A 24,595-nucleotide genomic window follows, 5' to 3' on the forward strand; every position below is an offset into this window, starting at 1 on the left:
CACACAGTTGTAGGCGACGTTCAACTTCCCGCCGACAAACCACTTCGCGAACGGCGCCCCCGACCAATCCAGCACCCGAGACCACCTCGTGTCCCAGTGCAACCGCTCCGCCTGCTCAGCCCAGAACATCTCCCTCGACGTCATGACCGGAGAGGCTGCCGGGCCGACGTTGGCAAGACGTTGGAACCGTCCACGCGGGTAGGTGCGCCCGCGGCGATCGTCAGGCATCATGGAGCACCATTGCGCCAGGCACAAAGGACGATGAGGTCGCGGACATGGCAGAGCGTAGTGTGCTCCACCAGCGCCGGGCGGCACTGGAACGGGAATGGGCCCGCTGGGTGCCGGTGCAGGCACGCCCGGAAAACCTGACACTGCGCAGCGAGGTGGCCGAATCGTGGGCCCGTTCGCTGTCCTTTGTGGACCCCGCGCGGGACAGCGCACCCGCGGCCGACGACGAGGTGCGCGCACGGTGGCGTGACTCTCCGTTACGCACTCCGGTCACCGAGCTGGCCGACGAGCTGCGCAGCATCGCCGACGACGCCGGATTCGTCGCGGCCGTCACCGACGAGTCCGGGACGATCCTGTGGACCTGCGGCGGAAAGGTCATGCGGAGCAGGGCCGAGCGGGTGAACTTCGCACCCGGCGGACGCTGGGACGAACCGGACATGGGCACGAACGCCCTGTCGCTCGCGCTGCGCACGGGCCGGCCCAACAGCGTGTTCTCCGCCGAGCATCTCGTCGCCGCCCTGCACGGCTGGGTCTGTTACTGCGCCCCGATCCGGGACCCGCGCGGCCGTCAACTCGGTGTGCTGGACCTGTCGACGACCTGGGACCGCTCGCATCCGCTGGCCATGTCGACCGTGCGCACACTGGTCACGGCCATCGAGTCCCGGCTTCCCGCCACCGCACCGGCACCGGGCGTCGAGCTGTCCTGCCTCGGCCCCGGTCACGCCACTTTGGACGGCGTACCGCTGCGCCTTTCCCCGCGTCACCTGGAAATGCTCACCCTGCTGGCGCTCGAACCCGGCGGGTTCTCGCCGGAAACGTTGCGCGAAGCCATCTACGGCGACCAGCCGGTCACCACCACGACACTGCGCGCGGAGGCCTCCCACCTGCGCCGGATGCTGCGGGGCGCGCTGACCAGCCGGCGCTACACGCTGACGGCCCCGGTCGCCTGCGACGCCGCCGCCGTACTGAGCGCGCTCAAGGCCGGGGACACCGAGACCGCCGTCCGCGCGTACACCGCCGCGCTGCTGCCGGCCTCGGAGGCACCGGGCATCATCCGATGGCGTGACCACCTGGAGGTCGCCGTGCGCGAGGCCGTGCTCGCCTCGAACCGCCCCGACCTCGCCCTCCTGCACGGCGAGCGGCACCCCTTCGACCTGGAAGTACACGAGTACGCCTACAGCTTGCTGGCCCCGGGCGACGGCCGCCGCGGCATCGCGGCCGCCCGGCTACGGGAGGCGCTGAGCGATTAAGGGCTCTATGAGCGGCGGCGCCGCTTGCTGTGAGGACGGCGGCTTGCACCGCTACCCGCACCGCCGCGCAAGCCACATCTGGAACAGTCTCTAACCCCAACGTTTTCCCAACCTGGGCACTGCACGGTGGCACCCATCACACCGACGTGATCGAGTGAATGGAGTGCTTCCATGGCCTATGCCAAGCCCGGTGCCGACGGCAGTGTCGTCAGCTTCGCCCGCCGGTACGACAACTTCATCGGCGGGGACTGGGTCGCCCCGGCCGAGGGACGCTACTTCGAGAACCCGTCGCCGGTCGACGGCAAGGTGTTCTGCGAGGTGGCGCGCTCGTCCGCGGCCGACATCGACCTCGCCCTCGACGCGGCGCACGCCGCCGCGGAGAAGTGGGGCGCCACGTCGACGACCGAACGCGCCAACATCCTGAACAAGATCGCCGACCGCATGGAGGACCACCTCGAGGAGCTGGCGGTCGCCGAGACCTGGGAGAACGGCAAGCCGGTCCGCGAGACGCTGGCCGCCGACCTGCCGCTGGCGGTCGATCACTTCCGCTACTTCGCCGGCGCCATCCGCGCCCAGGAAGGCAGCATCGCCGAGATCGACGCGGACACGGTGGCCTACCACTTCCACGAGCCGCTCGGCGTGGTCGGGCAGATCATCCCGTGGAACTTCCCGATCCTGATGGCCACCTGGAAGCTCGCGCCCGCACTGGCCGCGGGCAACTGCGTGGTGCTCAAGCCGGCCGAGCAGACCCCGGCCTCGATCCTCAAGGTCGTCGAGCTGATCGCCGACCTGCTGCCGCCGGGCGTGCTCAACGTGGTCAACGGTTTCGGCGTCGAGGCGGGCAAACCGCTGGCGTCCAGTTCCCGCGTCGCGAAGGTCGCGTTCACCGGTGAGACCACCACCGGGCGGCTGATCATGCAGTACGCCAGCGAGAACATCATCCCGGTGACGCTGGAGCTGGGTGGCAAGAGCCCCAACATCTTCCTGCCCGACGTGGCCGACGCCGACGACGACTACCTCGACAAGGCCGTCGAGGGTTTCGTGATGTTCGCGCTCAACCAGGGCGAGGTCTGCACCTGCCCGTCGCGGGCGCTGGTGCACTCCTCGATCTACGACGAGTTCATCGGCCGCTGCGTCGAGCGCACCAAGGCCATCACCGGCGGCAGCCCGCTGGACCCGTCGACCATGATCGGCGCGCAGGCGAGCAACGACCAGTACGAGAAGATCCTGTCCTACATCGACATCGGCAAGGCCGAAGGCGCCGAGGTGCTCACCGGCGGCGGTGCGCGTGAGGTCGCGGAGCATCCCGGTGGCTTCTACGTCGAGCCGACGATCTTCCGTGGCACCAACAACATGCGGATCTTCCAGGAGGAGATCTTCGGCCCGGTCGTGTCGGTGACGACGTTCGACTCGGTGGACGAGGCGCTCAAGATCGCCAACGACACCCTCTACGGGCTCGGCGCCGGTGTGTGGACCCGCGACACCAACACCGCCTACCGCCTCGGCCGCGGCATCAAGGCCGGTCGCGTGTGGACGAACTGCTACCACGCCTACCCGGCGCACGCGGCCTTCGGCGGGTACAAGAAGTCCGGTATCGGCCGCGAGACGCACAAGATGATGCTGGAGCACTACCAGCAGACCAAGAACCTGCTCGTGTCCTACTCGCCGCAGAAGCTCGGCTTCTTCTGATGCCCCAACGGGTCGCGATGACCGGGGCCGCCGCCGCGTTGTTGCGGCGGCTGGTCGAGCGGCACGGTCCGGTGATGTTCCATCAGTCCGGCGGATGCTGCGACGGCAGTGCCCCGATGTGCTATCCCGAAGGCGAGTTCCGGGTCGGCGACTCCGACGTGCTGCTGGGGCATGTCGGGGACGGCACACCGTTCTGGATGAGCGCGGACCAGTTCGCCTACTGGCGGCACACGCACCTCACGGTCGATGTCGTCAGCGGCCGCGGCAGCGGGTTTTCCCTGGAGGCGCCCGACGGCGTGCGTTTCCTGATCCGCTCGCGGCTGCTGACCGACGACGAACTCGCCGTGCTGGACAACTGAAATACCGCCGAAGAGGGCCCGGACAAACGTCCGGGCCCTTTTTCGTGCCTGCGCCCCGCCCCCTCCGATCGGGCAGGTACCTGCCCGGCCGGACGTGCGGACTCGCTGTCCCGGCCGAGGAGTATTGGCGCGCAAGCATTTCCGCGCGGTCGCGCCGGGAGATAGCTTCGGTGTGCGCGTCACCACAGTCGCCGTCGCGCAGGAAGGACAAGTGCGGTCATGCAGGTCGACGAATTACTGAAGCCGTTCCCCATCAAGGAGTTCCACCCGTTCCCGCGTGCGCTGCTCGGCCCGGGTGCACACGAGATGATCGGGCCCGAGGCACTCAAGCTGGGCTTCAAGAAAACCCTGGTGATGACGAGTGGCCTGCGTGGCTCCGACATCGTCGGAAAGGTCACCGAGTCGATGAAGTACCACGGGCTCGAGGTCGTGCTCTACGACAAGGTCGAGTCCAACCCCAAGGACTACAACGTCATGGACGCGGTCAAGCTGTACCAGGAGAACTCCTGTGACAGCTTCGTGTCGATCGGCGGCGGGTCCTCGCACGACGCGTGCAAGGGCGCGCGGATCTCGGTCGCGCACGACGGGCGCAACGTCAACGACTTCGAAGGCTTCAACAAGTCCGAGAACCCGCGGAACCCTCCGCACATCGCGGTGTCCACCACGGCGGGCACGGGTTCGGAGACGTCGTGGGCCTACGTCATCACCGACACCACCACCGATCCGGACAACCCCCACAAGTACGTGGCCTTCGACGACGCGTCGGTGACGACGCTGGCGATCGACGACCCGGTGCTCTACTACGACTGCCCGGTGGACTACACCGCCCAGTGTGGTTTCGACGTGCTCGCGCACGCCTCCGAACCCTACGTGTCGCGGCTGAACTTCGAGCCGTCGCTGGGCAACGCGCTACGGGCCATCAAGCTCACGGCGGAGAACCTGCGTCAGGCCACGTGGAACCCGCAGGACCTGGCGGGCCGCGAGGGCATGATGTACGCGCAGTACATCGCCGCGCAGGCGTTCAACTCGGGCGGGCTGGGGATCATCCACTCCATCTCGCACGCGGTCAGCGCCTTCTACGACACCCACCACGGCCTCAACAACGCGATCGCGCTGCCGCGCGTGTGGGCGTTCAACATGCCGGTGGCGTACAAGCGCTTCGCCGACATCGCCGAGGTGATGGGCATCGACACCCACGGCATGACCGACGTGCAGGCCGCCGACGCCGCGCTCAACGCGGCGATCCGGTTGCTGCGCGACGTGGGCATCCCGGAGAAGTTCACCGACGTCACCAAGGACAGCTACTCCAAGAACCGGCTCGGCCAGGGCCCGACGAAGTACTACCAGAACGCCTCCGTCATCAAGGGCGACGACGAGGACGTGGACCGCATCACCAACCACGTGCTCGGTGACGCCTGCACCCCCGGCAACGCCAAGGAATGCACCTTCGAAACCGTGCGTCCCGTCGTCGATCACTGCCTCAACGGCGACCTCGACGACCTCATCAGTTGATCAACTCGTGCCGCGGTTTGCGTAGCGGTGCGGGTAGCGGTGCGAGTCGCGTGCCCACAGCAAGCGGCTCCGCCGCTTATGAAGCAGAACGGACGGGGGCGGGCCGAAACGGCCCGCCCCCGGTTTCCACGACAAGGAGGGTCCGGCGTGACCGCAGGGGTGTTCGATTCGGTCGAGGAGGCCGGGAAAGCGCTTGCCGCTCAGGGATATCTGACCGATCAGCGGCTGGCGACGATGGTGTTCCTGCTGACGAGGCTGGAAAAACCGGTCCTGCTGGAAGGACCGGCCGGCGTGGGCAAGACGGAGCTGGCGAAGTCGCTGGCCGCCGCCACTGGCCGCAGGCTGCTGCGCCTGCAGTGTTACGAGGGCCAGGACGAGACCAGCGCACTGTACGAATGGGACTACGGCAAACAGCTGCTCTACACCCAGATCCTGCGTGAGAAGATCGGCCAGCTGGTCGCGGACGCGCCGGACCTGCACGACGCGGTGGAGCGGATCGGCGCGCAGGAGAGCGTGTTCTTCTCCGAGCGGTTCCTCGCCGCCCGGCCGCTGCTGGAGGCGGTGCGCTCGGAGGAACCCGTGGTGCTGCTGATCGACGAGATCGACCGCGCCGACGAGGCGCTGGAAGCGGTCCTGCTGGAGATGCTGGGCGAGTACCAGATCTCGGTGCCCGAGATCGGCACCTTCACCGCCCGCAACCGGCCCTACGTGATCCTCACCTCGAACAACACCCGCGACCTGGCGGCCGCGCTCAAACGCCGGTGCCTGCACCTGTTCCTCGACTACCCGTCGGCCGAACGTGAGCTGGACATCGTGCGCAGCAAGAACACCGGCCTGCCCGAGGCACTCGCGCGGCATCTGGTGGACATCGTGCGCGGGCTGCGCGAGCTGGAACTGCGCAAGTCGCCGAGCATTTCCGAGACCATCGACTGGGCGCGCACGCTCGCCGTGCTGGGGGTCGACGAGCTGACCGCGCCGGTGCTCTCGGACACCGTCTCGGTGGTCGTGAAGTACGACAAGGACGTGCGCAAGGCGCTGGACGCGCTGCCGCGGCTGGTCGATCCGAACGCCGAGATACCCGAGGCCGCGCACGGTCACGGGCACGGCCACGGGCACGGGCACGGGCACGGGCACACACAGGAGGCGCCGAAGGTCAGCGCGGATCGTGGCAGCCGGTCGTTCGGCCGGTCCCGGTCCTAGGAGCGCGCGATGGAGGCCAGCCTGCACCGGTTCGTCCGGCTGCTGCGGATGCGCGACGTCCGGATCTCGGTGCCCGAGACGCTGGATGCCCTGCGCTGCGCCGCGGAGCCGGGAATCCTCGCCGACCGTGCGACGCTGAAGGAGGCGTTGCGGCTCGCGCTGGTCAAGGACCACCGCGACGATCCGGCGTTCGACGAGATCTTCGACGCCTTCTTCGCGCTCGTCCGGGTCGGCGAGGACGAGCACGGGCACGGCCACGGACACACGCACGACGACCTGTCCGACACCGGCGAGCTGGAGAGCTTCACGTTGTCGGAGGAGCCGAGCGAGACGCCGCAACAGGGCCACGAACACGGCAAACCCAGTGATATCCGCGACTACTTCGATCCCGAGGACCTGGCGCAGCAGTACAACCTGCACCAGGAGGCGAACAAGATCGACCTCACCTCGATGACCGACGAGATCGTGTTCTCCAAGGACAACACCGTCACCGGCGACGCGGGCTACCGGGTCCAGCTCGACACCGACCGGCTGCACGGCGCGGGCGTGCCGGGGCAGCTGTCGCGAGACACCGGCACGAAGGTCGACGCGGAGCTGACCATCGCCGAGCAGGACGCGCTGCTGGGCTGGCTCGACCAGGCCGGGGACTCCGACGGCGACGAGGACGACGCCGCGAAGCTACGCCGCCGCCTCGCCGGGGTGCTGGCGAACCTGCCCGAGGCGCTCAAGAAACATCTGGAAGCGTTGCTGGAACTGGAGAACAAGGTCGTCGAGTCGCGGGAGCGGCGCGCGGCCGAAGTGGACACCGCCGGCGAGCGCGAGCGCGCGGAACTGGAGGAGTCGCTGCGGCGGCTGGCCTCCTCGCTGCGTGGCGCGCTGACCCACCGCAGGCGCATCGCCAGCGCCGGCCGCGTCGACCCCGGCCGCACCATGCGGCGCAACATGCGCTTCGACGGCATCCCGTTCAGCCCGGTCACGGTGCGGCGTGCCGAGGACCGGCCGCGGCTGGTCGTGCTCGCCGACGTCAGCCTGTCCGTGCGGGCCACGGCGCGGTTCACCCTGCATCTGGTGCACGGGCTGCAGAACCTGTTCGCGCAGGTGCGTTCGTTCGCGTTCGTCGACGGCATCGCCGAGACCACGGAGCTGTTCGCCGAGTATCCGGTGGAGCGCGCGCTCGGCCTGATCTTCGGCGGTGACGTGCTCGATGTGGACGCGAACTCCAACTACGGCGCCGCGTTCGGCGATTTCCTCGCGGAGCATTCCTCCGCCGTGACCCGCCGGACCACGGTGCTGGTGCTGGGTGACGGCCGGGGCAACGGCAACGACCCGAACCTCACCGCGTTCGGCGAAATCTCCCGGCGGGCACGGGAAACGATCTGGCTGACCCCGGAACCGCGCTACTCGTGGGGGCTGGGCGGCTGCGATCTGCCCGACTACGCCGAATACTGCTCGAAGGTACGGGTCGTGCGCGATCTGTCTGGTTTGGACAGAGTCGCGCTCGATCTGGTGACGCGATGACCGCCGCGCTGGATCCGCTCGAGGACTACCTCGACGATCTGGTGCGTGTGGTGCGCGCCGAGGACGACGGCAGGCCCGCGGTGGTACGCACCGACCATTTCCGGCTGCACCGGCTGGGGCGGCGCATCGAGATCGGTCACCACCTGCGCCCGGACCAGCTCGACAACGGCCTGACCGGGCTGCTCATCGACGAGCTGTTCACCCCGGGCTGGCTGTGCGGGCAGGACATCTTCGAGCGCGTGTTCACCGGCATCGTCCGCAGCACGCTGCCCGATCCGCGCCTGGCGTGGGGCACGTTCTACGCCAACACGCTCGCGCACCTGAGAGATCCCCGTGCGGCGCCCAGGCTCATCGCGGACATCGCACCCGTGTACGCGCGGGTGCTGCGCCTGGTTCCGCCCGGCAGCGTGCTGGATCTGGGGTCCTGCTTCGGTTTCCTGCCGTTGTTGCTGGCCGCACGGCCGCGGACGAGCGTGATCGCCTCCGACATCGTCGGCGGCGCGATGCGGCTGCTGGACACCGTCGCCACCGCGCGGAACACACCGTTGCGCACCCTGATCTGTGACGCCTCCCGCGTTCCCCTCCCGGACTCCGTTGTGGACACCGTGACGGTGGTGCACCTGCTGGAGCACCTCGACGAGAGGCGCGGGCAGGCCGTGCTCGCCGAAGCGATGCGGCTGGCCCGGTCCAAAGTGGTCGTCGCGGTGCCGTTCGAGGACGTGCCCAGCGCCGACTACGGCCACGTGCGCCGCTTCGATCTGGCGACCTTGGCCGCGCTCGGCGCGGGTACCGGCTGGCGTCACCGGGTCTCCGATTTCCACGGCGGCTGGCTGATCCTGGACCGCCGCCCGGCCTGACCGGAAGCAGGGGCACCCGCGCCCACCGGGTCAGTTCTGGCCGGGGCCGCGCCGGGGGACGCTGGAGGCGACCGTCCACTCGCAGCTCAACGAGGAGCATCGATGTCGACTGCTGTTGTCACGGAAACGCCCGTACAGAAGGAAGCCGGCGCACCCGAGGGTGATCCGGCACTGATCGGGGTGCCGACGTTCATCGTCGGCGCGATCGCGCTGGGGCTGGTACTGACCGGCTACGTACCCACCGGCGCGGTCGGCGCGTCGATCGCGATCATCCTGCCCGCGACCGGGGTGGGCCAGCTCGTCGCCGCGGTGTGGGCCGCGGCGCTCGGGCAGAGCGCGGTGGCCGCCGTGTTCGGCGTGTTCTCCGGATTCTGGTTCAGCTACGCCGCCCTCGTGCTGGGGCTCATCCACGGCTGGTTCGGCATCTCCGCCGAGGCCGCGACCGCGACGCAGGGCCTGTTCCTGATCGCCTGGCTGGTCACCATCGTGCTGCTGACGCTGGCGACCCTGCGGCTGCCTGCCGCGTTCACGCTGCTGTTCGTGCTGATCGACGTCGCGCTGGCACTGGTGCTCTACGGCACGGTGGCCGGTTCCACGAGCGCCACGACGGCCGGTGGCTACGTGGTGTTCGCCTTCACCGCCGTCGGTGTCTACCTCTTCGCCGGGGCGATGTCCGCGGGCACGGGCGGCCGCGGACTGCCGCTCGGCCGCCCCGTGCTGCGGTAGCGCCGGCCGCCGGGTGGAGGCCCTCAGATGAGGCCCATCTTGCTGGCCTCGTAGACGGCCTCCGCCCGGCTCGACGCACCGATCTTGCGCATGATGTTGCGAACGTGGAACTTCACCGTCGTCTCGGAGATGTAGAGGCGCGCGCCGATGTCGCGGTTGGACAGTCCGCGCGCCAGCAGTTCCAGCACGTTCTGCTCACGGCTGGTCAGCACCGGTTCCTCGGGCGCGGTACGGATGGAACGCACCATCGCCGAGGCCGAGCGGGAGTCGAACGCGCTCTCGTTGCGGGCCACCGCGCGGATCGAGGACACCAGACCGGTCGTGTCGACGTCCTTGATGACGTAACCGCGGGCGCCGCGGTGGATCGCCTCGACCACCAGCGCGTCGTCGAGGAACGTGGTCAGCACGAGCACGCCGACCTCCGGGTAGCGGCTGGTCAGTTCCGCGCACACGTCCAGGCCCTCGGTGTTGGAACCGGTGGACAGCTTCAGATCCAGCAGCACGATGTCCGGCCGGGTGCGTTCCACCACGGCCCTGGCCTCGGCCGCGGTCGCCGCCTCGCCGATCACCGAGATGTCGTCCTCGCGCTCCAAAATGGACTTCAGCCCCTGCCGGACGATGGCGTGGTCGTCCACCAGGACGATCTTCAGCGTCCGCGCACCCGTGATCATCATGGCGTCCTCTCCCCCGGTAGCGGCAACGGAATCTCCAGCAGCAACAGGATCCCTCCGATCCGGGACCGCCGGATCGACAGTGTCCCGCCCAGTTCCTCGGTGCGCGCCCGCATGTTCGCCAGTCCCCGGTGCGCGCCCGCGAGATCCGTCGCCGAGGACAGCCGCAGCATCCGGCGCAGCTGCACCGGATCGCCGTCACCGTCGTCGGAAATGGCCAGCCGGATGGACTCGGGCCGGTAGTCGAGCCGGATCCGCGCGCGGGCCGCGTTGGTGTGCATCACGGTGTTGAACAGGGCCTCGCCGGTGATCCGCAGCAGCGAGTGCTCGGCCTCGCCGGGCAGCGGCACAGGCTCGCCGTGCACCGACACGCTCACCTTCAGGTCGGTCGGCAGGTGCACTGTGGACAGTCGTTCGAGCAGCACCGGCAGCGAGCCGGACGGCTCGGAATCGGTGTGGTGCAGCGCGTAGATCGCCGCGCGCAGCCGTTCCACCGCGTGCCGGGTCAGCCCCTTGGCCTCGACGAGCTTGTCGCTGATCACGTCGGTGTCCGCGCCGGGGTCGGCGAGTTCGGCGCGGCAGATCTCGATCATCATGCCCGCCGAGAGCACGTCCTGCGTGACGCTGTCGTGCAGTTCGCGCGCGATCCGGTGCCGCTCGTCGTCGAGCGCCTGCCGCCGCATCGCGTCGAACAGCCTGCGCTGTGTCTCCTGCAGTTCGGCGTTGCGCGCGGCCAGGTCACGGGCCTGCTGTTCGGCGGCCTCGGACAGCGCCTCGGTACGCCCCCGCAACCGCACCGTGGCGTGCACGAGGTAAGAGTTGTGCAGCGCGACCGCGGCCTGGTTCGCCAGCACCCGCAGCACCGCGAGATCGGTGTCGGCCACGTCCATGCCCGGTGCCGGCAGCGCGGCGATCCCGCCGACCGGTTCGCAGTCCAGGGTCATCGGGACGCGCACGCCGGTCTCGGCGGGCTCGTCGGCCTCCCACGGCCGCGACCGCAGCACGCGCAGCTGCGCGAGCGCGTCGGAGGGGAACAGCCGTTCGTCCTCCACGAGGTTCTCCCCCGACAGCAGCAAGAATCGCGGGCGGGCGGCGCGCAGCGCGCCGTCGGCGACCGCGAACAGCAGCCAGTCGGCCTGCACGTGCTCGGCCGCCGCCCGCACGACCGCCTCGACCAGCGCACGGGGCCCCTCCCCCGTGCGCACGAGCGCCCGCGAGATCCGGTCCAGCGCACCGACGGCGCGTTCCAGCCGTTCCGCGGAGCGCACGTACTCGGGATAGAACGAGCGCTTACCCGACCGCACGCCGGTGAGTGCGCCGAGATAGTTGTCCGTCGCCATCGCCGCCCTACAACGCCTGCCGGAACAGCGCGGCCACGTCCGCCGCGGTCGCGGTTCTCGGATTGGTCGCCAGGCACGCGTCCTGCAGGGTCGTGCGCGTGAGGGTGCCGATGTCGGCCTCGGTGACGCCGAGCGCGGACAGGCCGCGCGGCACGCCGACCGCGTCGGCCAGTTCGCGCACCCGGCAGGCGAAGGCCTCGGCCACCTCGGCCGCGGGCCTGCCCGCGACGTCGATGCCGGTCGCGGCGGCCAGCGGGACGAACCGCTCCGGATCGGTGACCGCGTTGAACCGGATCGCGTGCGGCAGCAGAACCCCGTTGAGCACCCCGTGCGGCGCGTCGAGCAGCCCGCCGACCTGGTGGCTCATCGCGTGCGTGATGCCGAGGATCGCGTTGGTGAAGGCCATCCCGGCCTCCAGCGAGCCCTGCGCCATAGCGATGCGCGGCTCGGCGGCCTTCGGATGGACCATGGTGTGCAGCAGGTTGCGGGTGACCAGCGTGGCCGCGTGCAGGGCGTGCTGGTCGGTCAGCGGGTTGTGCGCGCGGGAGACGAACGATTCGACCGCGTGGGTCAGCGCGTCGAGCCCGGTCGCGGCGTTCAGATCGTCCGGCATGGTGATGAGCAGCCGCGGGTCGACGATCGAGATGTCCGGTACCAGCGTGCGGCTGATGATCGTGATCTTGGTGTGCAGCGTGGTGTCGGTGACGACCGCGAACTGCGAGACGTCCGCGCCGGTACCGGACGTGGACGGCGCCATGACCAGCGGCGGGATGGGCTGCACGACCCGGTCGACGCCGGCGTAGCCGAGGATCGTGCCGCCGTTGCCGGACAGGATCGCGACCCCCTTGGCCGCGTCGATGCACGATCCCCCGCCGACGGCGATGATCACGTCGGCGCCGACCGCGGCGTACTGCTGGTAGGCGGCCTCGATCTCGTGGTCCTTGGGGTTGGGGGTGACGCCGGAGAACACGACCGGCCGCAGCCCGGCCAGCTGCAGATGGCTTTCCGCCTCCTCGACCCAGCCCGCCTCGATCAGGCCGGGGTCGCTGACCACGAACGGCCTGCGGGCGCCGACGCGAAGCGCCGCGTGCCCGAGCTCGGCGAGCGAGCCGGGGCCGAACACGACCTCCGGTACGTGGAACTTGGCCAGTTCCGCGGGCTCGGTCCTGGTGGTCGCGACGCACGGACCGGTCAGCGGTTCGGCCTGGTCGAGGACAGGGCCCGGCACAGCAACCTCCCGCGATTCACGGTCCCCGCTCCAGTGCGGCGACCGCCTCCACGGTACGTCACGAACCCCGCCGGGCAGAACACCGCCGGTCACGGCACCGGGAAGTTTCGGCAGGTCGGACAGTCGTGGCATGGGATGCTCCTCGTCGTTCGACCGACCTGACGCTACCGCCACAGTGACGGCCGACACACCCTCCGCCTGGCCACCGGTACCTACCCGATCGGAGAGGTTCTCACCCGAGGAGACAGCGGTCTCCTCTCCGTCCGGGCAGTGCCCGGCGCCGCGTCCGGCTGCGACGGTGCTGATGTCGGCGACGAAGCCGGCCCGGCGGAGGGAGCAGGACATGGCGGCGCTTGACCGGCGGGGATGGCGCACGATCACCGGGATGTCCGCGGTCATCGCGCTGCTGCACGTACTCGGCTGGGGAACGCTGATCCTGCTGGTGGTGCCCGGACATCACGCGATCGGGCAGTCGGGGGTGTTCGGGGCGGGGCTCGGCGTCACCGCCTACACCCTGGGCATGCGGCACGCCTTCGACGCCGACCACATCGCCGCGATCGACAACACCACGCGCAAGATGATCGCCGAGGGCACGCGGCCGCTGTCGGTCGGCTTCTGGTTCTCCCTCGGCCATTCCAGCGTCGTGTTCGGGCTGTGCCTGCTGCTGGGCCTCGGCGTGCGGACGCTGGCCGGCCAGGTCACCACGGACACCTCGGCGCTGCACGCGGTGACGGGGCTGATCGGCACCCTCGTCTCCGGTGGGTTCCTGCTGCTGATCGGCGTGCTGAACCTGGTGTCGCTGCTGCACATCGCACGGGTGTTCCGGCGCATGCGCGGCGGCGAGTTCGACGAGGCCGAGCTGGAGCGGCGGCTGGACGAGCGGGGGCTGCTGAACCGGATCCTCGGCCGGGTCGCCCGGTCCGTGCGCCGTCCGTGGCACATGTACCCGCTGGGCCTGCTGTTCGGCGTCGGTTTCGACACCGCGACCGAGGTGGCGTTGCTGGTGCTCGCCGGCGGCGCGGCGGCGTTCGCACTGCCCTGGTACGCGCTGCTGACCCTGCCCGTGCTGTTCGCGGCCGGGATGAGCCTGCTGGACACCGCGGACGGGGTGTTCATGAACTTCGCCTACGGCTGGGCGCTGGTCACCCCGGTGCGGAAGGTGTTCTACAACCTCACCGTCACCGCGCTGTCGGTGGCCGTGGCGCTCGCCATCGGCGGCATCGAGCTGACCGGGCTGCTCGCCCAGCGTCTCGACATCACCAGCGGCCCGCTGGCCTGGGCGGCGAGCCTGGACCTCGCCGACGTCGGCTACCTGCTGGTGGGCCTGTTCGCGGCCACCTGGCTGATCGCGTTCGCGGTGTGGCGCAGCGGGCGGCTGGAGCGGCACTGGGCACCGGAGGCGGTGGACTGAAGGCCGGGGCGGGTGCCGCCCCGGCCGTGCGCGTCAGGCGACGGTGGCGTCCACGGTCACCGGGATGTTGCCGCGCGTGGCGTTCGAGTACGGGCACACCTCGTGCGCCGCCGCGACCAGCTGGTCGGCCGTGCCCTGGTCCACGCCGGACAGCTCCACGTGCAGTGCCGCGCTGAGGCTGAACCCGCCCTCCGCGGTGGGGTGGATGCCGACCTCGGCGACGACGGCCGAGTCCGCGACGGTCACCTTCCGCTGCGCGGCGACGGCCTTGAGCGCGGAGTGGAAACACGAGGCCCAGCCCGCCGCGAACAGCTGCTCGGGGTTGGTCGCCCCGCCGGGGCCGCCCATCTCCTTCGGGATCGCCAGTGTGACGTCGAGCAGCCCGTCGTTCGTTTGCGCCCGGCCTCCCGCCCTGCCGTCGCCGGTGGAGGTCGCGATGCCGGTGTAGAGGGTGTCGGACATGTGTTCCCCTTGTTCGGAAAGCAGGTAGACGAACTAGTACGTCTACTACGTTAGCACCGACCGGCCCTGCCGGCGAGGGGCGTCTAACCTGGACAGGCGACGCAGGACGGGGATGGGAGTGCCGATGGCGCGGGCGAGCGCGACACCAGACGCGGCGACATCGCGGCCGTCGCCGGTGCGGGAGCGCATCCTGGCCGCCGCGGACGAACTGTTCTACGGCGAGGGCATCCGTGCGGTCAGCGCCGACCGGATCATCGCCGCCGCCGCTGTCAGCAAGGTGACCTTCTACCGCCACTTCCCCACCAAGGACGACCTGGTGCTCGCCTACCTCGACGGCCGGGCCGCGGCCGAACGCGGCGCCCTCGACGGGCTGCGCACGGGTGACGCGTGCGCCATGCTCACCGGCATCGCGCACGCCCTGGCGGACGCCAGCTGCGCGTCCGGTTTCCGTGGCTGCCCGTTCATCAACGCCGCCGCCGAATACGCCGACCCCGGCCATCCGGTGCGGCAGGCCGTCGCCGCGCACCGCGCCTGGTTCGCCGGACTGCTGAGGGATCTGCTCGCCGAACTCGGCATCGGCGATTCGTCCACTGTGGTCGATCAGCTGATGATGCTGCGGGACGGCGCGATGGTCGGCGGCTACCTCGGTGCCGGATCGGACTCACGGGCCGGCGCGCTCATCGAGGCCGGGCGCGCGGTGATCGAAACCGCCCGGCGCTGAGCACGGCGCTGCGGGGCCGGGCCCGATTGGCGACAATGTCGCGCATGACTCACTACGCCCTCACCCAGACCGTGGCATTGGCAACCGAGTTCGAGGCGCGAGGTTTCCTCGGCACGGTGGGAAAGATCGCGGCGGCCACGATCGTCTTCTTCATCGCCATCGGCTTGATCGTCGGCCTGGTGCTCGGCTATTTCATCGGCCGCTCGGTGGGCCGCAACCAGGCCGGCCGCCGCTGACCGCGCCGCCTCCCCGCGTGTAGGCGGCGCCGCCACGGGGAAACCCGGGGGAAGTGGCGCCGAGCAGAGGGGGTCGATGTGCCCACGACCGAACCCGATACCCGAGCGCCGGACGACCTCGCCCGCATCGTGCTGCGGCCCATCGCGAGCAGCGCACCCGTCGGGTTCTACGCGTTCGGCGTCGGGACGATTCTCTACACGGCACTGGAGCTGCACTGGGTCCCCCTGACCCAGACCCACACGCTGGCGCTGGTCCTGTTGTGCTTCTCGGCACCGTTGCAGGTCGTGGCGGGACTCATCGGTTACGCCGCACGTGACGCTGGGCTGGCCACCGCCATGCTGATCTTCGGGCTCGTGTGGGCGACGCTCGGAACGACCGGGCTGACCACGCCGCCCGGCGGCCGGTCGGCGGTGCTCGGTATCTTCCTGCTGGTCATCGCCATGGTCGTGACCGGTATCGGTGGCGGCGCCGTGCGCACCCGGCCGCTGCTGTCCGTGCTGGCCGGCTTCGCCGTGGTGCGATACGTGTTCACCGGGATCTACGAGCTCACCGGCGTCGAGGTGTTCGCGCAGATCTCGGGCTGGGCGGGGCTGCCGATCGTGCTGATCTCGGTGTACGGCGGCACGGCGTTCCTGATCGAGGACAGCACCGGGCGGACCGTGCTGCCGCTGGGCCGCCGCAACGCCGCACGCGTCGCGTTGCAGGGCGGGCTGAGTGATCAGCTCGGACGCATCACCCAGGAGGCCGGGGTCCGGCACCAGCTTTGAGCACCGCGCCCCCGGCCGCCTGCCCCGGTTTTTCACGGGACGGGCTAAGCGTCGTCCATCCAGCGGTTGTTGAGGAAGTCGTCGTCGTCCTCGTCGACCTCCTGGCGGGCCTGCCGCGCCGGACGCTCCGGCGCCGGGCGGGCCGCGACCGGGACCGGCGCGGCAGGCGCCTCCGGCGGAGCCGGTGCGGCGGGCGCCGGTGCGGGCGGGGCCGGTGGCTGCGGGGTGTCCTCACCGGACTCGGCGAAACCTTCCGGCTCGAAGTCCAGCTCGGTGATCCCGTCGTCGGGCTCCTCTTCCTGCCGGCCCAGTTCCCGGCGCAGTTGCACGTACCGTTCGGCCGCCTGCACCTGCTTGGTCATGTACTCGTCCGAGCGGGCCTTGATGTCCTCGCCCTGACGCTCGCGCAACGCACGCCGGTCGGCCTGCTCGCGGAGCAGACCGTCCATCGTGGCCTGCAACCGCCGGATCTCCTCGGAGACCATGAATTCCTCCTGTTACGGCCTCAGCGCTTCTTGACGGGCCGGTCTCCGTCGTCGTCCAGTGAACCGATGATCCGGGGGCCCGGTTTCTCCCCGGCGTCGAAGATGCCGCCGTCGATCCGGTACGCACGCGAAGTGCGTTCCTGGTTCTCGCCGCCGCCCTGGCCCGCACCCATGCCACCCATCCCGGCCATGCCCATCCCGGACATGCCGGCGGGCGACGAGCCCGCGTCCGGCAACGCCGCCGCCTGCGGTGCGGCGGCGGGTACCGCGGCCGCCGCCGCACCCGCGCCGCTCTGCACGCCGGTGCCCGGCGACGCGGCGTCGCCGGAGCTCACCGCGCCAAGGCCGCCCGACGAGGCGGAGACCGGGTCTGTCCCGGGCAGCCCGCCGCCGCTGAAGCTCGGCGCGCTGATACCGGAGTGCGCGGCGGGGGACGACACATCACCGGCCGGCAGATCCGGGCTGCCGGTGGCCGGCAAGGCGGAGGCGTGACCGAGGTTCGGCGTCTTGTCCGAGTCGCCGAGCGTGTAGGTCGCCGGGCTGCCGCTGCCGTCGTCGACGGTGACCTTGGTGGGCCCGTCCGGACCGTCGGGCCGTTCCGCGGTGATCTTCAGGTCGCCGTCCTGAATGTGGATCTTGCCGTCCGCGCCCGGATGGTAGGCGCCGTCGGCTCCCGGCTGCCCCGGATCGCCGGTGTCCTTGGTGCCGGACCAGTCGAGCCGGTAGTCCTTCGGATCGCCGGTTCCTTCGCCGACCTTGATGTCCATCTTGCCGTCGGTGCCGGGCTCGGTCATCTCGAAGGTCTTGCCGCCCTGCTCGACCTTGAGCGTGTCCGGGTTCGCCTCGCCCAGCGAATCGCCTTTGAGCCCGTCGGCGCCGGTTGCGCTCCCGTCGCCACTGTAGGAGTCGAGCGCGTCCTTGGCTTTCTGTTTGGCCTCTTCGAGCTTGGCCGCATCGTCCTTTCCGGACGATGCTGGCGAACCGGAACCGGAACTACCCAGACCCGCACTCGACTTCTCGGTCCCGGAGCCGGAACCGCCGCCGCCCAGACCCGAATCCGTCTTGATCGGATCACCACTGTAGGAATTCAGCGCGCTTTGCGCCTTCTGCTTCGCCGCCTCGAGCGCGGCCGCATTGTCCTTTCCGGACGATGCTGGCGAACCGGAACCGGAACTTCCCAGACCCGCGCTCGACTTCTCGGTCGCGGAACCGGAACCGCCGCCACCCAAACCCGAATCCGTCTTGATCGGATCACCACTGTAGGAATTCAGCGCGCTCTGTGCCTTCTGCTTCGCCGCCTCCAGCGCCGCCGCATCGTCCCCACCGGACGAACCCGAGCCGCCCGATCCCGAACCGCTCGACCCCGGTGCCGGACTTCCCGCCGGTGGCGTGGACCCGAGCCCGGAGAGTCCGGACCCGGCCGAGGAGGTGTCACCGGAGGGCGTCGTGCCCGACGGGAGCGAGGAATCCGCACCCGGGCCGGAACCTGAACCGAAGTTCCCGCTGGCGCCCGCGGCGCTGGTCGATCCCGAGCCGATCCCGGACACGTCGGTGCCGCCGCCAGGAGAACCCGGGGCGCCCGAGGAGCCGGACACCTCGGGCACGTCGAACTGCCCAGCGCCCGAACCGGTCGTGCCGGAGCCGCCCTGGCCCACGCCGCCGGGCCCGGTGTTGCCGGCGGTGCCCGGCTGATCCGCGTTCTGGAACTCGTTGCGCACCTGGCTCATGACCTTGTCGAGCTCGTCGTAGGCCTTGTCGACGAGCTCCTTGGTGTCCTTACAGGTCTTGTCGAAGCTCGTCCAGATGCGGTCCCACATATCCGGGTTGAACGCGTTCTGCACCCACTGCTTGGCCAGGTTCTGGCCTTCCTTCTGGATGTCGTCGTCATCGCAGCAGCCGTCGTCGTTGAGCGTCGAGACGAGGTCGGTGCCGAAGTTGAGGTCCATCCACCCCGCGATCTGGGCGAGGTCGTCCTTGCTGCCGTGCTCGCCGTTGGCCACGGCCATGACCTTCTGCGCCATCGTGTAGTCGGCCTTGCCGACCAGATCGGTGTAGAGGTCCACGACCGCGTCCGCCTTGTTCTTGCACAGGCTGAAAACGGTGCCGGCTGTGCTCGACGTCGCCTGGCTCACGTTCTCCAGCGTCTGCACGAGCTTGTTGGCCTTGGGCAGGATCTTGTCGTTGTAGTTGTCCGAGGCGGCGTCGGCGCCCGCGCCGGTCCAGGTCTGGAACACCGTGCTCAGCGCCGAACCGGTGTCGGAGATGTTCTGCTCCAGCGTGGTGGAGCCCGTCCTGAAGTGGTCGGCGTCGGCGAGGAAGTTCTCGAAGCTGATCCCGCGCTGCTCGTCGAAACGGCTCCGCACATCCTTGTCGAGATCCAGTGCGCGCGTGTTGCCGCGGCAGTCGTCCGGCACCTTCGCCAGCAGCGAGCCGAAGGTCTCGAAGACCTTCAGCGCCGGCGCGGCGGCGTCGAACAGCTCGTCCGAGGTCTTGGTGCCCACACCCCCGGACGCGGGCGGCTGCTTGTCCTGCAGCTGCGTCTTGCCCTCGTCGACGGCCTTCGTCAACTGGTTCTCGTTGTAACCGGCCTGGTCGGCGGCCGTTTTCGCATCGTCGTAGGCGTCGTCCACCGAACCGCCGATGAACGGGTTCGCGTTGTAGGCATCGGCGTACTTCTGTGCCTCGTCGCGTTCGGCCTGCGGCTGGTCCGGGTTGTCGTTGATCCACGCGCTGATCAGCGCCGTCTTCTTGTCCGGCGCGAGACTCGGATCGTCGAGCAGCGCCTTGACATCCGCCCAGGTGCGGGCCATTACAGCGTCCCCGCATTCGTGATCGCCCCGGACTGGGTGTCCTCGTTGTGACCGTAGGAGGAACCGGCGCTGCCGATGTTCGTGCCGAAGGTGTTCAGCGTCTGGCAGTAGCCCGTCATCGAGTCCCACAACGTCTTCACGCCGGTGGTGTACTTGTCCGCGTGCGCGCCGTGGACCCGGCCGAACCCGTCCGCCGTGATCGGCGTGCTGGACAGATCCGGGTTCGCGTCCGGCAGATCCTCGGCCAGCTGGGTGATCTTCCTCGACGCGGTCGCCATCGCGTCGGTGCTCGCGGTGTACCCGCCGCTCATGCCTCAAGCCCCCTTGTGTCAGGTCCTTCGGACGTTCGTAGGACGCCTCGCCGACGTGCCCGGTGCCGTTGCGAGTGCAACGAAGTTGATCATTCGTCCGCGCGCTGGTCGCGCAGCGCTTCGGCGAGCACGCCCGCCACCGCGCCGATGTCGGTGAGCCGATCACGTTTGTCCAGGTCGAACGTGACTCCGTAGTGGACCTCGAGCGCGGCGAGCAACCGGATCCGTCCCTTGGAGTCGATACCGAGCTCCTCCAGCGGAGCGGTGGTCTCGACCAGCGCGGGATCGAGCCGGAAGGTGTCGCTCACGATTTTGCGCACCTCGGCGATGTGATCACCCACGGCCGCCACCATACTGTTTTCTCGCCGCCGCGCGGGCGATCTTGCCACTGGATGTCCGCGGAAGTTCACCTTGCCCCACAAGCCGTACGGTACGCAGGCTCAGCTCGTGTGCGGCGGCCACCGCGCGGAACACCGCCCTCGTCACCTCCTTGGCCCCGGTCCGCGCATCCCATTCCGCGACCACCACGACCCCTTCGCCACGCTCGTCGGAGACGCCGAACGCGGCCACCCGGTCCCGGCGGACCGACGGATGCGCCTGTGCGGCGGTGGCCTCGATGTCCTGGGGATAGTGATTGCGTCCGTCGAGGACGATCAGGTCCTTGACCCGGCCGGTGAGGTACAGCTCGCCGCGATGCCAGGCGCCGAGGTCACCGGTGCGCAGCCAGCCGCCCCGCCCGTCGAGCACGGCGCCGAACGACTCGCCGCCCCGGCGCCAGTACCCGGCCGCGACGTGCGGGCCGTGCACCCAGACCTCGCCCAGTGTCCCCTCCGGCTGCACCTGCCCGTCCCGGACGACGCGCACGAGCTGGCCGACGGGTGTGCCGACCGAGACCAGGCGCTGCCCGTGTGCGGCTTCGACCGCCTTGCCCCGCGCGAGTGCGTCCCGGTCGAACGTGGTGATCGTGGGCCCTTCCGGGCCCGCGCTCGACACGTACACCGTCGCCTCGGCCAGGCCGTAGGACGGGCGGTGTGCCTCGCGGCGGAAACCCCAGGGCCCGAAGGCTTCCTGGAAGTTCGCCACCGTTTCCGGCCGCACCGGCTCGCTGCCGTTCAACGCGATCCGCACCCCGGACAGGTTCAGACCTTCGCGGGGCGCGGCCGCGACGGCGAGATCGAAGGCGAAGTTGGGGGCGGCGGTGAACACCTCTGGGTGATCCGACAGCTGGCGCAGCCACCGCTGCGGCCTGCGCACGAACTCGGCGGGCGCCATGAACACCGAGCGGGCACCGGCGAAGACCGGCAGGCACAGCAACTGGATGAGACCCATGTCGTGGAAGAACGGGATCCAGCCGGCGCACGTGGTGTCCTCGTTCACCGCATAGGCTCGCGAGGCCTGCCAGCAGCTCGCGACGATCGCCCGGTGCGGGATCACCGCCCCGGCGGGCTCGCGGGTCGAGCCGGAGGTGTACTGCAGGTAGGCGGGGCTTTCCGGATCGAGGGGAACCGGGTCCGCGCCGGGGCCGGACAGCTCGTCCACCACGACGAGATGCCCGGGCGTGCCGAATTCGCGCACCCGTGCGGCGGCGCGTGCGGAGGTGAGCCAGACGGTGGCCGCACAGTCGTCGAGCGCACTGGTGAGCCGGTTCCGGTGCGCGCGCGTGGCGGGATCCATCAGCGGCACCGCGACCATGCCCGCGGCGAGCGCACCGAAGAAGGACACCGGATAAGCCAGTTCCTGCCCGGCGAGAATCGCGACGCGGTCCCCGGGCGCGGCGACCTCCCGCAGCCGCGCCGCCACCACCCGGACGCGGCCGGTGAGTTCGGCCCAGGTGAGCCCGTACTCGTCGCCGGAGGGAAAGTCCTGGTGGGTGAACAGGCGGCGCCGGTCGTCCCTCCGCGCGAACAAGTGCTCGACGATGGACGTGCGCAGCACCTCGGCCGGGACGGTCTCCATGCGGGCAATCTATCCAGCGCGCCGTGGGACCGACCACCGGCTCAGCGCAGGTCCTGCTCCTGCCGGGTGGCGCTCGTCGTGGTGTGGGTACCGCCGAGGTGCCGGGCGGTGTTGACCAGGCCGACCATGCTGAACGCCTGCGGTGTGTTGCCGACCTGGCGCCCGTGCGCGGTGTCGTACTGCTCGCTCAGCAGGCCCACGTCGTTGCGCAGGTCCAGCAGATGTTCGAACAACCGCCGCGCCCGCGCACCGCGACCGGTCGCGTGGAGGGCGTCGGCGAGCCAGAACGCGCACACGAGGAACGACCCCTCCCCGCCGTCCAGACCGTCCACACCGCCGTCGGCCGCCGGATCGTAGCGCCGCACCAGACCGTCGTGCCCCAGTTCGTGATCGACCGCGTCGACGGTGCCCCGGACGCGCGAATCGTCCCAGGGCAGGAAACCCACGCGCGGGATGAGCAGCAGCGCGGCGTCCAGCCCGTGCGAGCCGTAGAACTGGGTGAAGGTGTTGCGATCCGGGTCGTAGCCACGGTCGCACACCTCCCGGTGCACGCGGTCGCGAAGCTCGCGCCACCGGTCGGCGGGCCCGTCCAGGCGGTGCCGTTCGACCGTGCGCACGGCCCGGTCGAGCCCGGCCCAGACCATGACCTTGGAGTGCACGAAATGCCGGCGCGGCCCGCGGATCTCCCACAGGCTGTTGTCGGGCTGATCCCATTGTCCCTCAAGGTAATCGAGCAGCCCGCGCTGCAGATCCCACGCGGATTCGATCGAGGGCAGCCCGGCCTCGCGGGCCAGATGCAGCCCGTCGAGGACCTCGCCCCACACGTCGAGCTGGAGTTGCCCGGCGGCGGCGTTGCCGATGCGCACCGGTGCCGACTTCTCGTATCCGGCCAGCCAGTCCAGTGTGGACTCGGGATGCCTGCGGGTGCCGTCGAGCCCGTACATGACGCGCAGCTCTCCCGGATCGCCCGCGACGGCCCGCACCAGCCATTCGCGCCACGCCCGGGCCTCTTCGGTGTAGCCGGTGCCGAGCAGTGCCTGCAGGGTGAACGTGGCGTCGCGCAGCCAGCAGTAGCGGTAGTCCCAGTTGCGGGAGCCGCCGAGTTGCTCGGGCAGTGAGGTCGTGGCCGCGGCCAGGATCCCGCCGGTGGGCGCGTAGGTGAGCGCCTTGAGGGTGATCAGCGCGCGCTCGACCGCGCCGGACCACTCGCCCCGGTAGCGGCACCGCGCGATCCAGTCCGCCCAGAACCGCCGCGTGTCGGCCAATGCCGCCTCGGGCTCGGCGGTCTTGGGCTTGGGCAGGTGGGAGGCGCGATGGGTGAGCACGAACGGCACGCGCTCCCCGGCGGCGACGGTGAACTCGCCGCGCACGTCGCCGCCGCCGCTGGCGAGCGGCACGGGTGTGCGCAGCCACACGGCATCCGGTCCGGCGATGGCGGCGAACTGGGCGTCGACGTCGCGTTCCCACGGGGTCACGTGGCCGTAGTCGAACCGCAGGCGCAGCAGGGTTCGCATGGGCACGCGGCCGGAGACGCCTTCGACGATGCGCACCACGTCGGGTGCCTCGCCGCGCGGCGGCATGAAGTCCAGGATCCGCACCGTGCCCTCCGGCGTGTCCCACTCGCTGGACAGGATGAGCGTGTCGTCGAGGTAGGCGCGCCGGATCGCCGGTCCGCCGGAGGCCGGGGCGAGCAGCCACGTCCCGGCTCGTTCGTCGTCGAGAAGGGCGGCGAAGCACGCCGGGGAGTCGAACCGCGGCAGGCACAGCCAGTCGATCCCGCCGTGCCGCGACACCAGGGCGGCGGTGTGCAGATCGCCCAGCAGCGCGTAGTCCTCGATCAGCGGCATCACGTCACCACCTGTTCGGCTCGGGTTTCATGCTGCTTCCGGAACGGTGTAGCCGGCGATGTCCGCGTTCAGGCTGTAGCCGTGACCGGACACGGTCGTATCCGGCGCGACCCGTCCGGTGGCGGGGTCGAGCGCGCCGGCGAAGAACTCGGTCTCGATGCGGTCGTGGTCGGCGAACCATTCGATGTGGCGGAAGTTCGGTGTGGCGGCGGCGATCTGCGCGGAAAGGTTGGGCGCGCAGTGCGCGGACACGTCGAGCCCGGCCGCCGCGGCGAGTGCGGCGATGCGGCGCCACTCGGTGTAGCCGCCGCAGCGCGTGACGTCGATCTGCACGCAGTCGACCGCACGCGCGCCGATCATCTTGCCGAAGTAGGCGAGATCGTATCCGTACTCCCCGGCCGCGATGTCCATCGTGGAACCGCCACGCAGTTCCGCCAGCCCGGCCAGGTCGTCGCTGGACACCGGCTCTTCGAACCAGCGCACGTCGTGTTCGGCCAGCAGGCCGGTCATCCGGCGGGCCTGACCGACGGTGTATCCGCCGTTGGCGTCCACGTAGAGCTCCACTTCGGACCCGATCGCGTCCCGTGCGGCGCGCACCCTGGTGAGATCTCGCGCGATCTCGGTTCCCCACGCCTCCCCGATCTTGATCTTCACGCGTGGCACCTGACGCTGGTGCACCCACGAGCCGAGCCAGGCTTCGAGCTGGTGCACGCATTCGGTGGTGAACCCGCCGCTGGCGTAGAGGGCGACGTCCTCGTGTTCCCGGCCCAGCAGCCGCACCAGCGGAAGACCGGCCGCGCGGGCCGCGGCGTCCCACAGCGCGATGTCCACAGCGGACAGTGCACACGAGACGATGCCGGGGCGGCCGAGGTTGCGGATCCGGCGTCGCATCGCCGACCACGCCGCGGGAACGTCGAGCACCGGCCAGCCACGGATCACCGGCGCCAGCACCCCGGTGATCAGCGGCACGCACGAGACGTCCGCATAGGTCCAGCCCAGCCCGCTCACCC

The 24,595-nt window shown here is 70.1% G+C and carries 24 protein-coding genes; 12 read left to right on the forward strand and 12 right to left on the reverse strand.

Annotation, left to right across the window (positions count from 1 at the left end; all coding sequences use genetic code 11):
- A partial coding sequence (locus HFP15_RS44265; protein WP_376768932.1) for an acetyl-coenzyme A synthetase N-terminal domain-containing protein occupies positions 1-231 on the reverse strand: 231 nt, incomplete at its 3' end.
- Positions 232-275: 44 nt separating this feature from the next.
- On the opposite strand from HFP15_RS44265, the gene HFP15_RS39670 reads away from it, so the two are divergent.
- The 8 genes from HFP15_RS39670 (at position 276) to HFP15_RS39705 (ending at position 9,339) form a co-directional block, all read left to right on the forward strand.
- A complete protein-coding gene (locus HFP15_RS39670) occupies positions 276-1,478 on the forward strand; it encodes a helix-turn-helix domain-containing protein (protein WP_246272493.1) in 1,203 nt (400 codons plus the stop codon).
- A 171-nt stretch (positions 1,479-1,649) separates the two neighbouring features.
- Positions 1,650-3,167: an aldehyde dehydrogenase gene (gene adh, locus HFP15_RS39675; protein ID WP_168523322.1), complete on the forward strand. Its 1,518-nt coding sequence runs from the start codon at positions 1,650-1,652 to the stop codon at positions 3,165-3,167.
- A complete protein-coding gene (locus tag HFP15_RS39680) occupies positions 3,167-3,526 on the forward strand; it encodes a DUF779 domain-containing protein (RefSeq protein ID WP_168523324.1) in 360 nt (119 codons plus the stop codon). The genes adh and HFP15_RS39680 overlap by 1 nt, the downstream gene beginning before the upstream one ends.
- 219 nt (positions 3,527-3,745) lie before the next feature.
- The gene (gene mdo / locus HFP15_RS39685; RefSeq protein WP_168523326.1) at positions 3,746-5,038 is read left to right on the forward strand and encodes an NDMA-dependent methanol dehydrogenase; all 1,293 of its coding nucleotides are present in this window, start codon (positions 3,746-3,748) and stop codon (positions 5,036-5,038) included.
- A 147-nt stretch (positions 5,039-5,185) separates the two neighbouring features.
- Positions 5,186-6,238 (forward strand): AAA family ATPase, encoded by a 1,053-nt coding sequence (locus HFP15_RS39690; RefSeq protein WP_168523328.1) that lies wholly within the window; start codon positions 5,186-5,188, stop codon positions 6,236-6,238.
- 9 nt (positions 6,239-6,247) lie between these two features.
- Positions 6,248-7,756 (forward strand): VWA domain-containing protein, encoded by a 1,509-nt coding sequence (locus tag HFP15_RS39695; protein WP_168523330.1) that lies wholly within the window; start codon positions 6,248-6,250, stop codon positions 7,754-7,756.
- Positions 7,753-8,613, forward strand: a complete 861-nt coding sequence (gene mftM / locus HFP15_RS39700) for a mycofactocin oligosaccharide methyltransferase MftM (RefSeq protein WP_168523332.1) — start codon at positions 7,753-7,755, stop codon at positions 8,611-8,613. Before HFP15_RS39695 ends, mftM begins: the two co-directional genes overlap by 4 nt.
- Positions 8,614-8,715: 102 nt before the next feature.
- On the forward strand, positions 8,716-9,339 hold the full coding sequence (locus HFP15_RS39705) for a GPR1/FUN34/YaaH family transporter (protein ID WP_168523334.1): 624 nt from the start codon (positions 8,716-8,718) through the stop codon (positions 9,337-9,339).
- A gap of 23 nt (positions 9,340-9,362) precedes the next feature.
- On the opposite strand, the gene HFP15_RS39710 is transcribed toward HFP15_RS39705, so the two are convergent.
- Genes HFP15_RS39710 through HFP15_RS39720 form a run of 3 tightly spaced genes read right to left on the reverse strand, consistent with a single transcriptional unit; the run spans position 9,363 to position 12,710 of the window.
- Entirely contained in the window at positions 9,363-10,013 is a 651-nt protein-coding gene (locus HFP15_RS39710; RefSeq protein ID WP_168523336.1) for a MadR family response regulator transcription factor, read from the reverse strand.
- A complete protein-coding gene (locus HFP15_RS39715; protein WP_168523338.1) occupies positions 10,010-11,350 on the reverse strand; it encodes a MadS family sensor histidine kinase in 1,341 nt (446 codons plus the stop codon). Before HFP15_RS39715 ends, HFP15_RS39710 begins: the two co-directional genes overlap by 4 nt.
- A gap of 7 nt (positions 11,351-11,357) precedes the next feature.
- A complete protein-coding gene (locus tag HFP15_RS39720; RefSeq protein WP_168523339.1) occupies positions 11,358-12,710 on the reverse strand; it encodes an iron-containing alcohol dehydrogenase in 1,353 nt (450 codons plus the stop codon).
- Between the two features lie 211 nt (positions 12,711-12,921).
- On the opposite strand from HFP15_RS39720, the gene nicT reads away from it, so the two are divergent.
- Positions 12,922-13,989: a Nickel transporter NicT gene (gene nicT / locus HFP15_RS39725; RefSeq protein WP_168523341.1), complete on the forward strand. Its 1,068-nt coding sequence runs from the start codon at positions 12,922-12,924 to the stop codon at positions 13,987-13,989.
- A 33-nt stretch (positions 13,990-14,022) separates the two neighbouring features.
- Here the strand turns inward: nicT and HFP15_RS39730 are convergent, their stop codons facing one another.
- Positions 14,023-14,451 carry an organic hydroperoxide resistance protein gene (locus HFP15_RS39730; protein WP_168523343.1) on the reverse strand — a complete coding sequence of 143 codons (429 nt, stop codon included), beginning with the start codon at positions 14,449-14,451 and terminating at the stop codon, positions 14,023-14,025.
- Positions 14,452-14,575: 124 nt separating this feature from the next.
- Between HFP15_RS39730 and HFP15_RS39735 the strand changes: the two genes are divergently transcribed.
- From HFP15_RS39735 to HFP15_RS39745, 3 genes are all read left to right on the forward strand, one after another.
- Positions 14,576-15,172: a TetR/AcrR family transcriptional regulator gene (locus HFP15_RS39735; RefSeq protein ID WP_168523345.1), complete on the forward strand. Its 597-nt coding sequence runs from the start codon at positions 14,576-14,578 to the stop codon at positions 15,170-15,172.
- A 44-nt stretch (positions 15,173-15,216) separates the two neighbouring features.
- A complete protein-coding gene (locus tag HFP15_RS39740; protein WP_168523347.1) occupies positions 15,217-15,408 on the forward strand; it encodes a Z-ring associated ZapG family protein in 192 nt (63 codons plus the stop codon).
- Positions 15,409-15,486: 78 nt separating this feature from the next.
- Positions 15,487-16,176 carry a GPR1/FUN34/YaaH family transporter gene (locus HFP15_RS39745; protein ID WP_168523349.1) on the forward strand — a complete coding sequence of 230 codons (690 nt, stop codon included), beginning with the start codon at positions 15,487-15,489 and terminating at the stop codon, positions 16,174-16,176.
- 44 nt (positions 16,177-16,220) lie between these two features.
- On the opposite strand, the gene HFP15_RS42385 is transcribed toward HFP15_RS39745, so the two are convergent.
- The 7 genes from HFP15_RS42385 to HFP15_RS39780 all read right to left on the reverse strand — a co-directional run.
- A complete protein-coding gene (locus HFP15_RS42385; protein ID WP_210718491.1) occupies positions 16,221-16,661 on the reverse strand; it encodes a hypothetical protein in 441 nt (146 codons plus the stop codon).
- A gap of 20 nt (positions 16,662-16,681) precedes the next feature.
- Positions 16,682-19,471 carry a WXG100 family type VII secretion target gene (locus tag HFP15_RS39755; protein ID WP_168523351.1) on the reverse strand — a complete coding sequence of 930 codons (2,790 nt, stop codon included), beginning with the start codon at positions 19,469-19,471 and terminating at the stop codon, positions 16,682-16,684.
- Complete coding sequence (locus tag HFP15_RS39760; protein ID WP_168523353.1) at positions 19,471-19,782, reverse strand: hypothetical protein; 312 nt, start codon at positions 19,780-19,782, stop codon at positions 19,471-19,473. Before HFP15_RS39760 ends, HFP15_RS39755 begins: the two co-directional genes overlap by 1 nt.
- A gap of 89 nt (positions 19,783-19,871) precedes the next feature.
- Positions 19,872-20,123 carry an acyl carrier protein gene (locus HFP15_RS39765; RefSeq protein ID WP_312871981.1) on the reverse strand — a complete coding sequence of 84 codons (252 nt, stop codon included), beginning with the start codon at positions 20,121-20,123 and terminating at the stop codon, positions 19,872-19,874.
- On the reverse strand, positions 20,116-21,738 hold the full coding sequence (locus HFP15_RS39770; RefSeq protein ID WP_168523358.1) for a fatty acyl-AMP ligase: 1,623 nt from the start codon (positions 21,736-21,738) through the stop codon (positions 20,116-20,118). Before HFP15_RS39770 ends, HFP15_RS39765 begins: the two co-directional genes overlap by 8 nt.
- Before the next feature lie 41 nt (positions 21,739-21,779).
- Entirely contained in the window at positions 21,780-23,585 is a 1,806-nt protein-coding gene (locus HFP15_RS39775) for a glycoside hydrolase family 15 protein (protein ID WP_168523364.1), read from the reverse strand.
- Positions 23,586-23,612: 27 nt separating this feature from the next.
- Positions 23,613-24,595: enolase C-terminal domain-like protein (locus HFP15_RS39780; protein ID WP_168523360.1), on the reverse strand; the 983-nt coding region annotated here is incomplete at its 5' end.

The sequence above is a fragment of the Amycolatopsis acididurans genome (genome assembly GCF_012328925.1).
Classification (GTDB): Bacteria; Actinomycetota; Actinomycetes; order Mycobacteriales; family Pseudonocardiaceae; genus Amycolatopsis_E; species Amycolatopsis_E acididurans.

Excerpts from the sequence above, each read along its gene's own strand:
- HFP15_RS39670 (WP_246272493.1), top strand. The coding sequence starts at position 276 with ATGGCAGAGCGTAGTGTGCTCCACCAGCGCCGGGCGGCACTGGAACGG.
- adh (WP_168523322.1), top strand. The coding sequence starts at position 1,650 with ATGGCCTATGCCAAGCCCGGTGCCGACGGCAGTGTCGTCAGCTTCGCC.
- HFP15_RS39680 (WP_168523324.1), top strand. The coding sequence starts at position 3,167 with ATGCCCCAACGGGTCGCGATGACCGGGGCCGCCGCCGCGTTGTTGCGG.
- mdo (WP_168523326.1), top strand. The coding sequence starts at position 3,746 with ATGCAGGTCGACGAATTACTGAAGCCGTTCCCCATCAAGGAGTTCCAC.
- HFP15_RS39695 (WP_168523330.1), top strand. The coding sequence starts at position 6,248 with ATGGAGGCCAGCCTGCACCGGTTCGTCCGGCTGCTGCGGATGCGCGAC.
- mftM (WP_168523332.1), top strand. The coding sequence starts at position 7,753 with ATGACCGCCGCGCTGGATCCGCTCGAGGACTACCTCGACGATCTGGTG.
- HFP15_RS39705 (WP_168523334.1), top strand. The coding sequence starts at position 8,716 with ATGTCGACTGCTGTTGTCACGGAAACGCCCGTACAGAAGGAAGCCGGC.
- HFP15_RS39710 (WP_168523336.1), bottom strand. The coding sequence starts at position 10,013 with ATGATGATCACGGGTGCGCGGACGCTGAAGATCGTCCTGGTGGACGAC.
- HFP15_RS39715 (WP_168523338.1), bottom strand. The coding sequence starts at position 11,350 with ATGGCGACGGACAACTATCTCGGCGCACTCACCGGCGTGCGGTCGGGT.
- HFP15_RS39720 (WP_168523339.1), bottom strand. The coding sequence starts at position 12,710 with ATGCCACGACTGTCCGACCTGCCGAAACTTCCCGGTGCCGTGACCGGC.
- nicT (WP_168523341.1), top strand. The coding sequence starts at position 12,922 with ATGGCGGCGCTTGACCGGCGGGGATGGCGCACGATCACCGGGATGTCC.
- HFP15_RS39730 (WP_168523343.1), bottom strand. The coding sequence starts at position 14,451 with ATGTCCGACACCCTCTACACCGGCATCGCGACCTCCACCGGCGACGGC.
- HFP15_RS39735 (WP_168523345.1), top strand. The coding sequence starts at position 14,576 with ATGGCGCGGGCGAGCGCGACACCAGACGCGGCGACATCGCGGCCGTCG.
- HFP15_RS39740 (WP_168523347.1), top strand. The coding sequence starts at position 15,217 with ATGACTCACTACGCCCTCACCCAGACCGTGGCATTGGCAACCGAGTTC.
- HFP15_RS42385 (WP_210718491.1), bottom strand. The coding sequence starts at position 16,661 with ATGGTCTCCGAGGAGATCCGGCGGTTGCAGGCCACGATGGACGGTCTG.
- HFP15_RS39755 (WP_168523351.1), bottom strand. The coding sequence starts at position 19,471 with ATGGCCCGCACCTGGGCGGATGTCAAGGCGCTGCTCGACGATCCGAGT.
- HFP15_RS39760 (WP_168523353.1), bottom strand. The coding sequence starts at position 19,782 with ATGAGCGGCGGGTACACCGCGAGCACCGACGCGATGGCGACCGCGTCG.
- HFP15_RS39770 (WP_168523358.1), bottom strand. The coding sequence starts at position 21,738 with ATGGAGACCGTCCCGGCCGAGGTGCTGCGCACGTCCATCGTCGAGCAC.
- HFP15_RS39775 (WP_168523364.1), bottom strand. The coding sequence starts at position 23,585 with ATGCCGCTGATCGAGGACTACGCGCTGCTGGGCGATCTGCACACCGCC.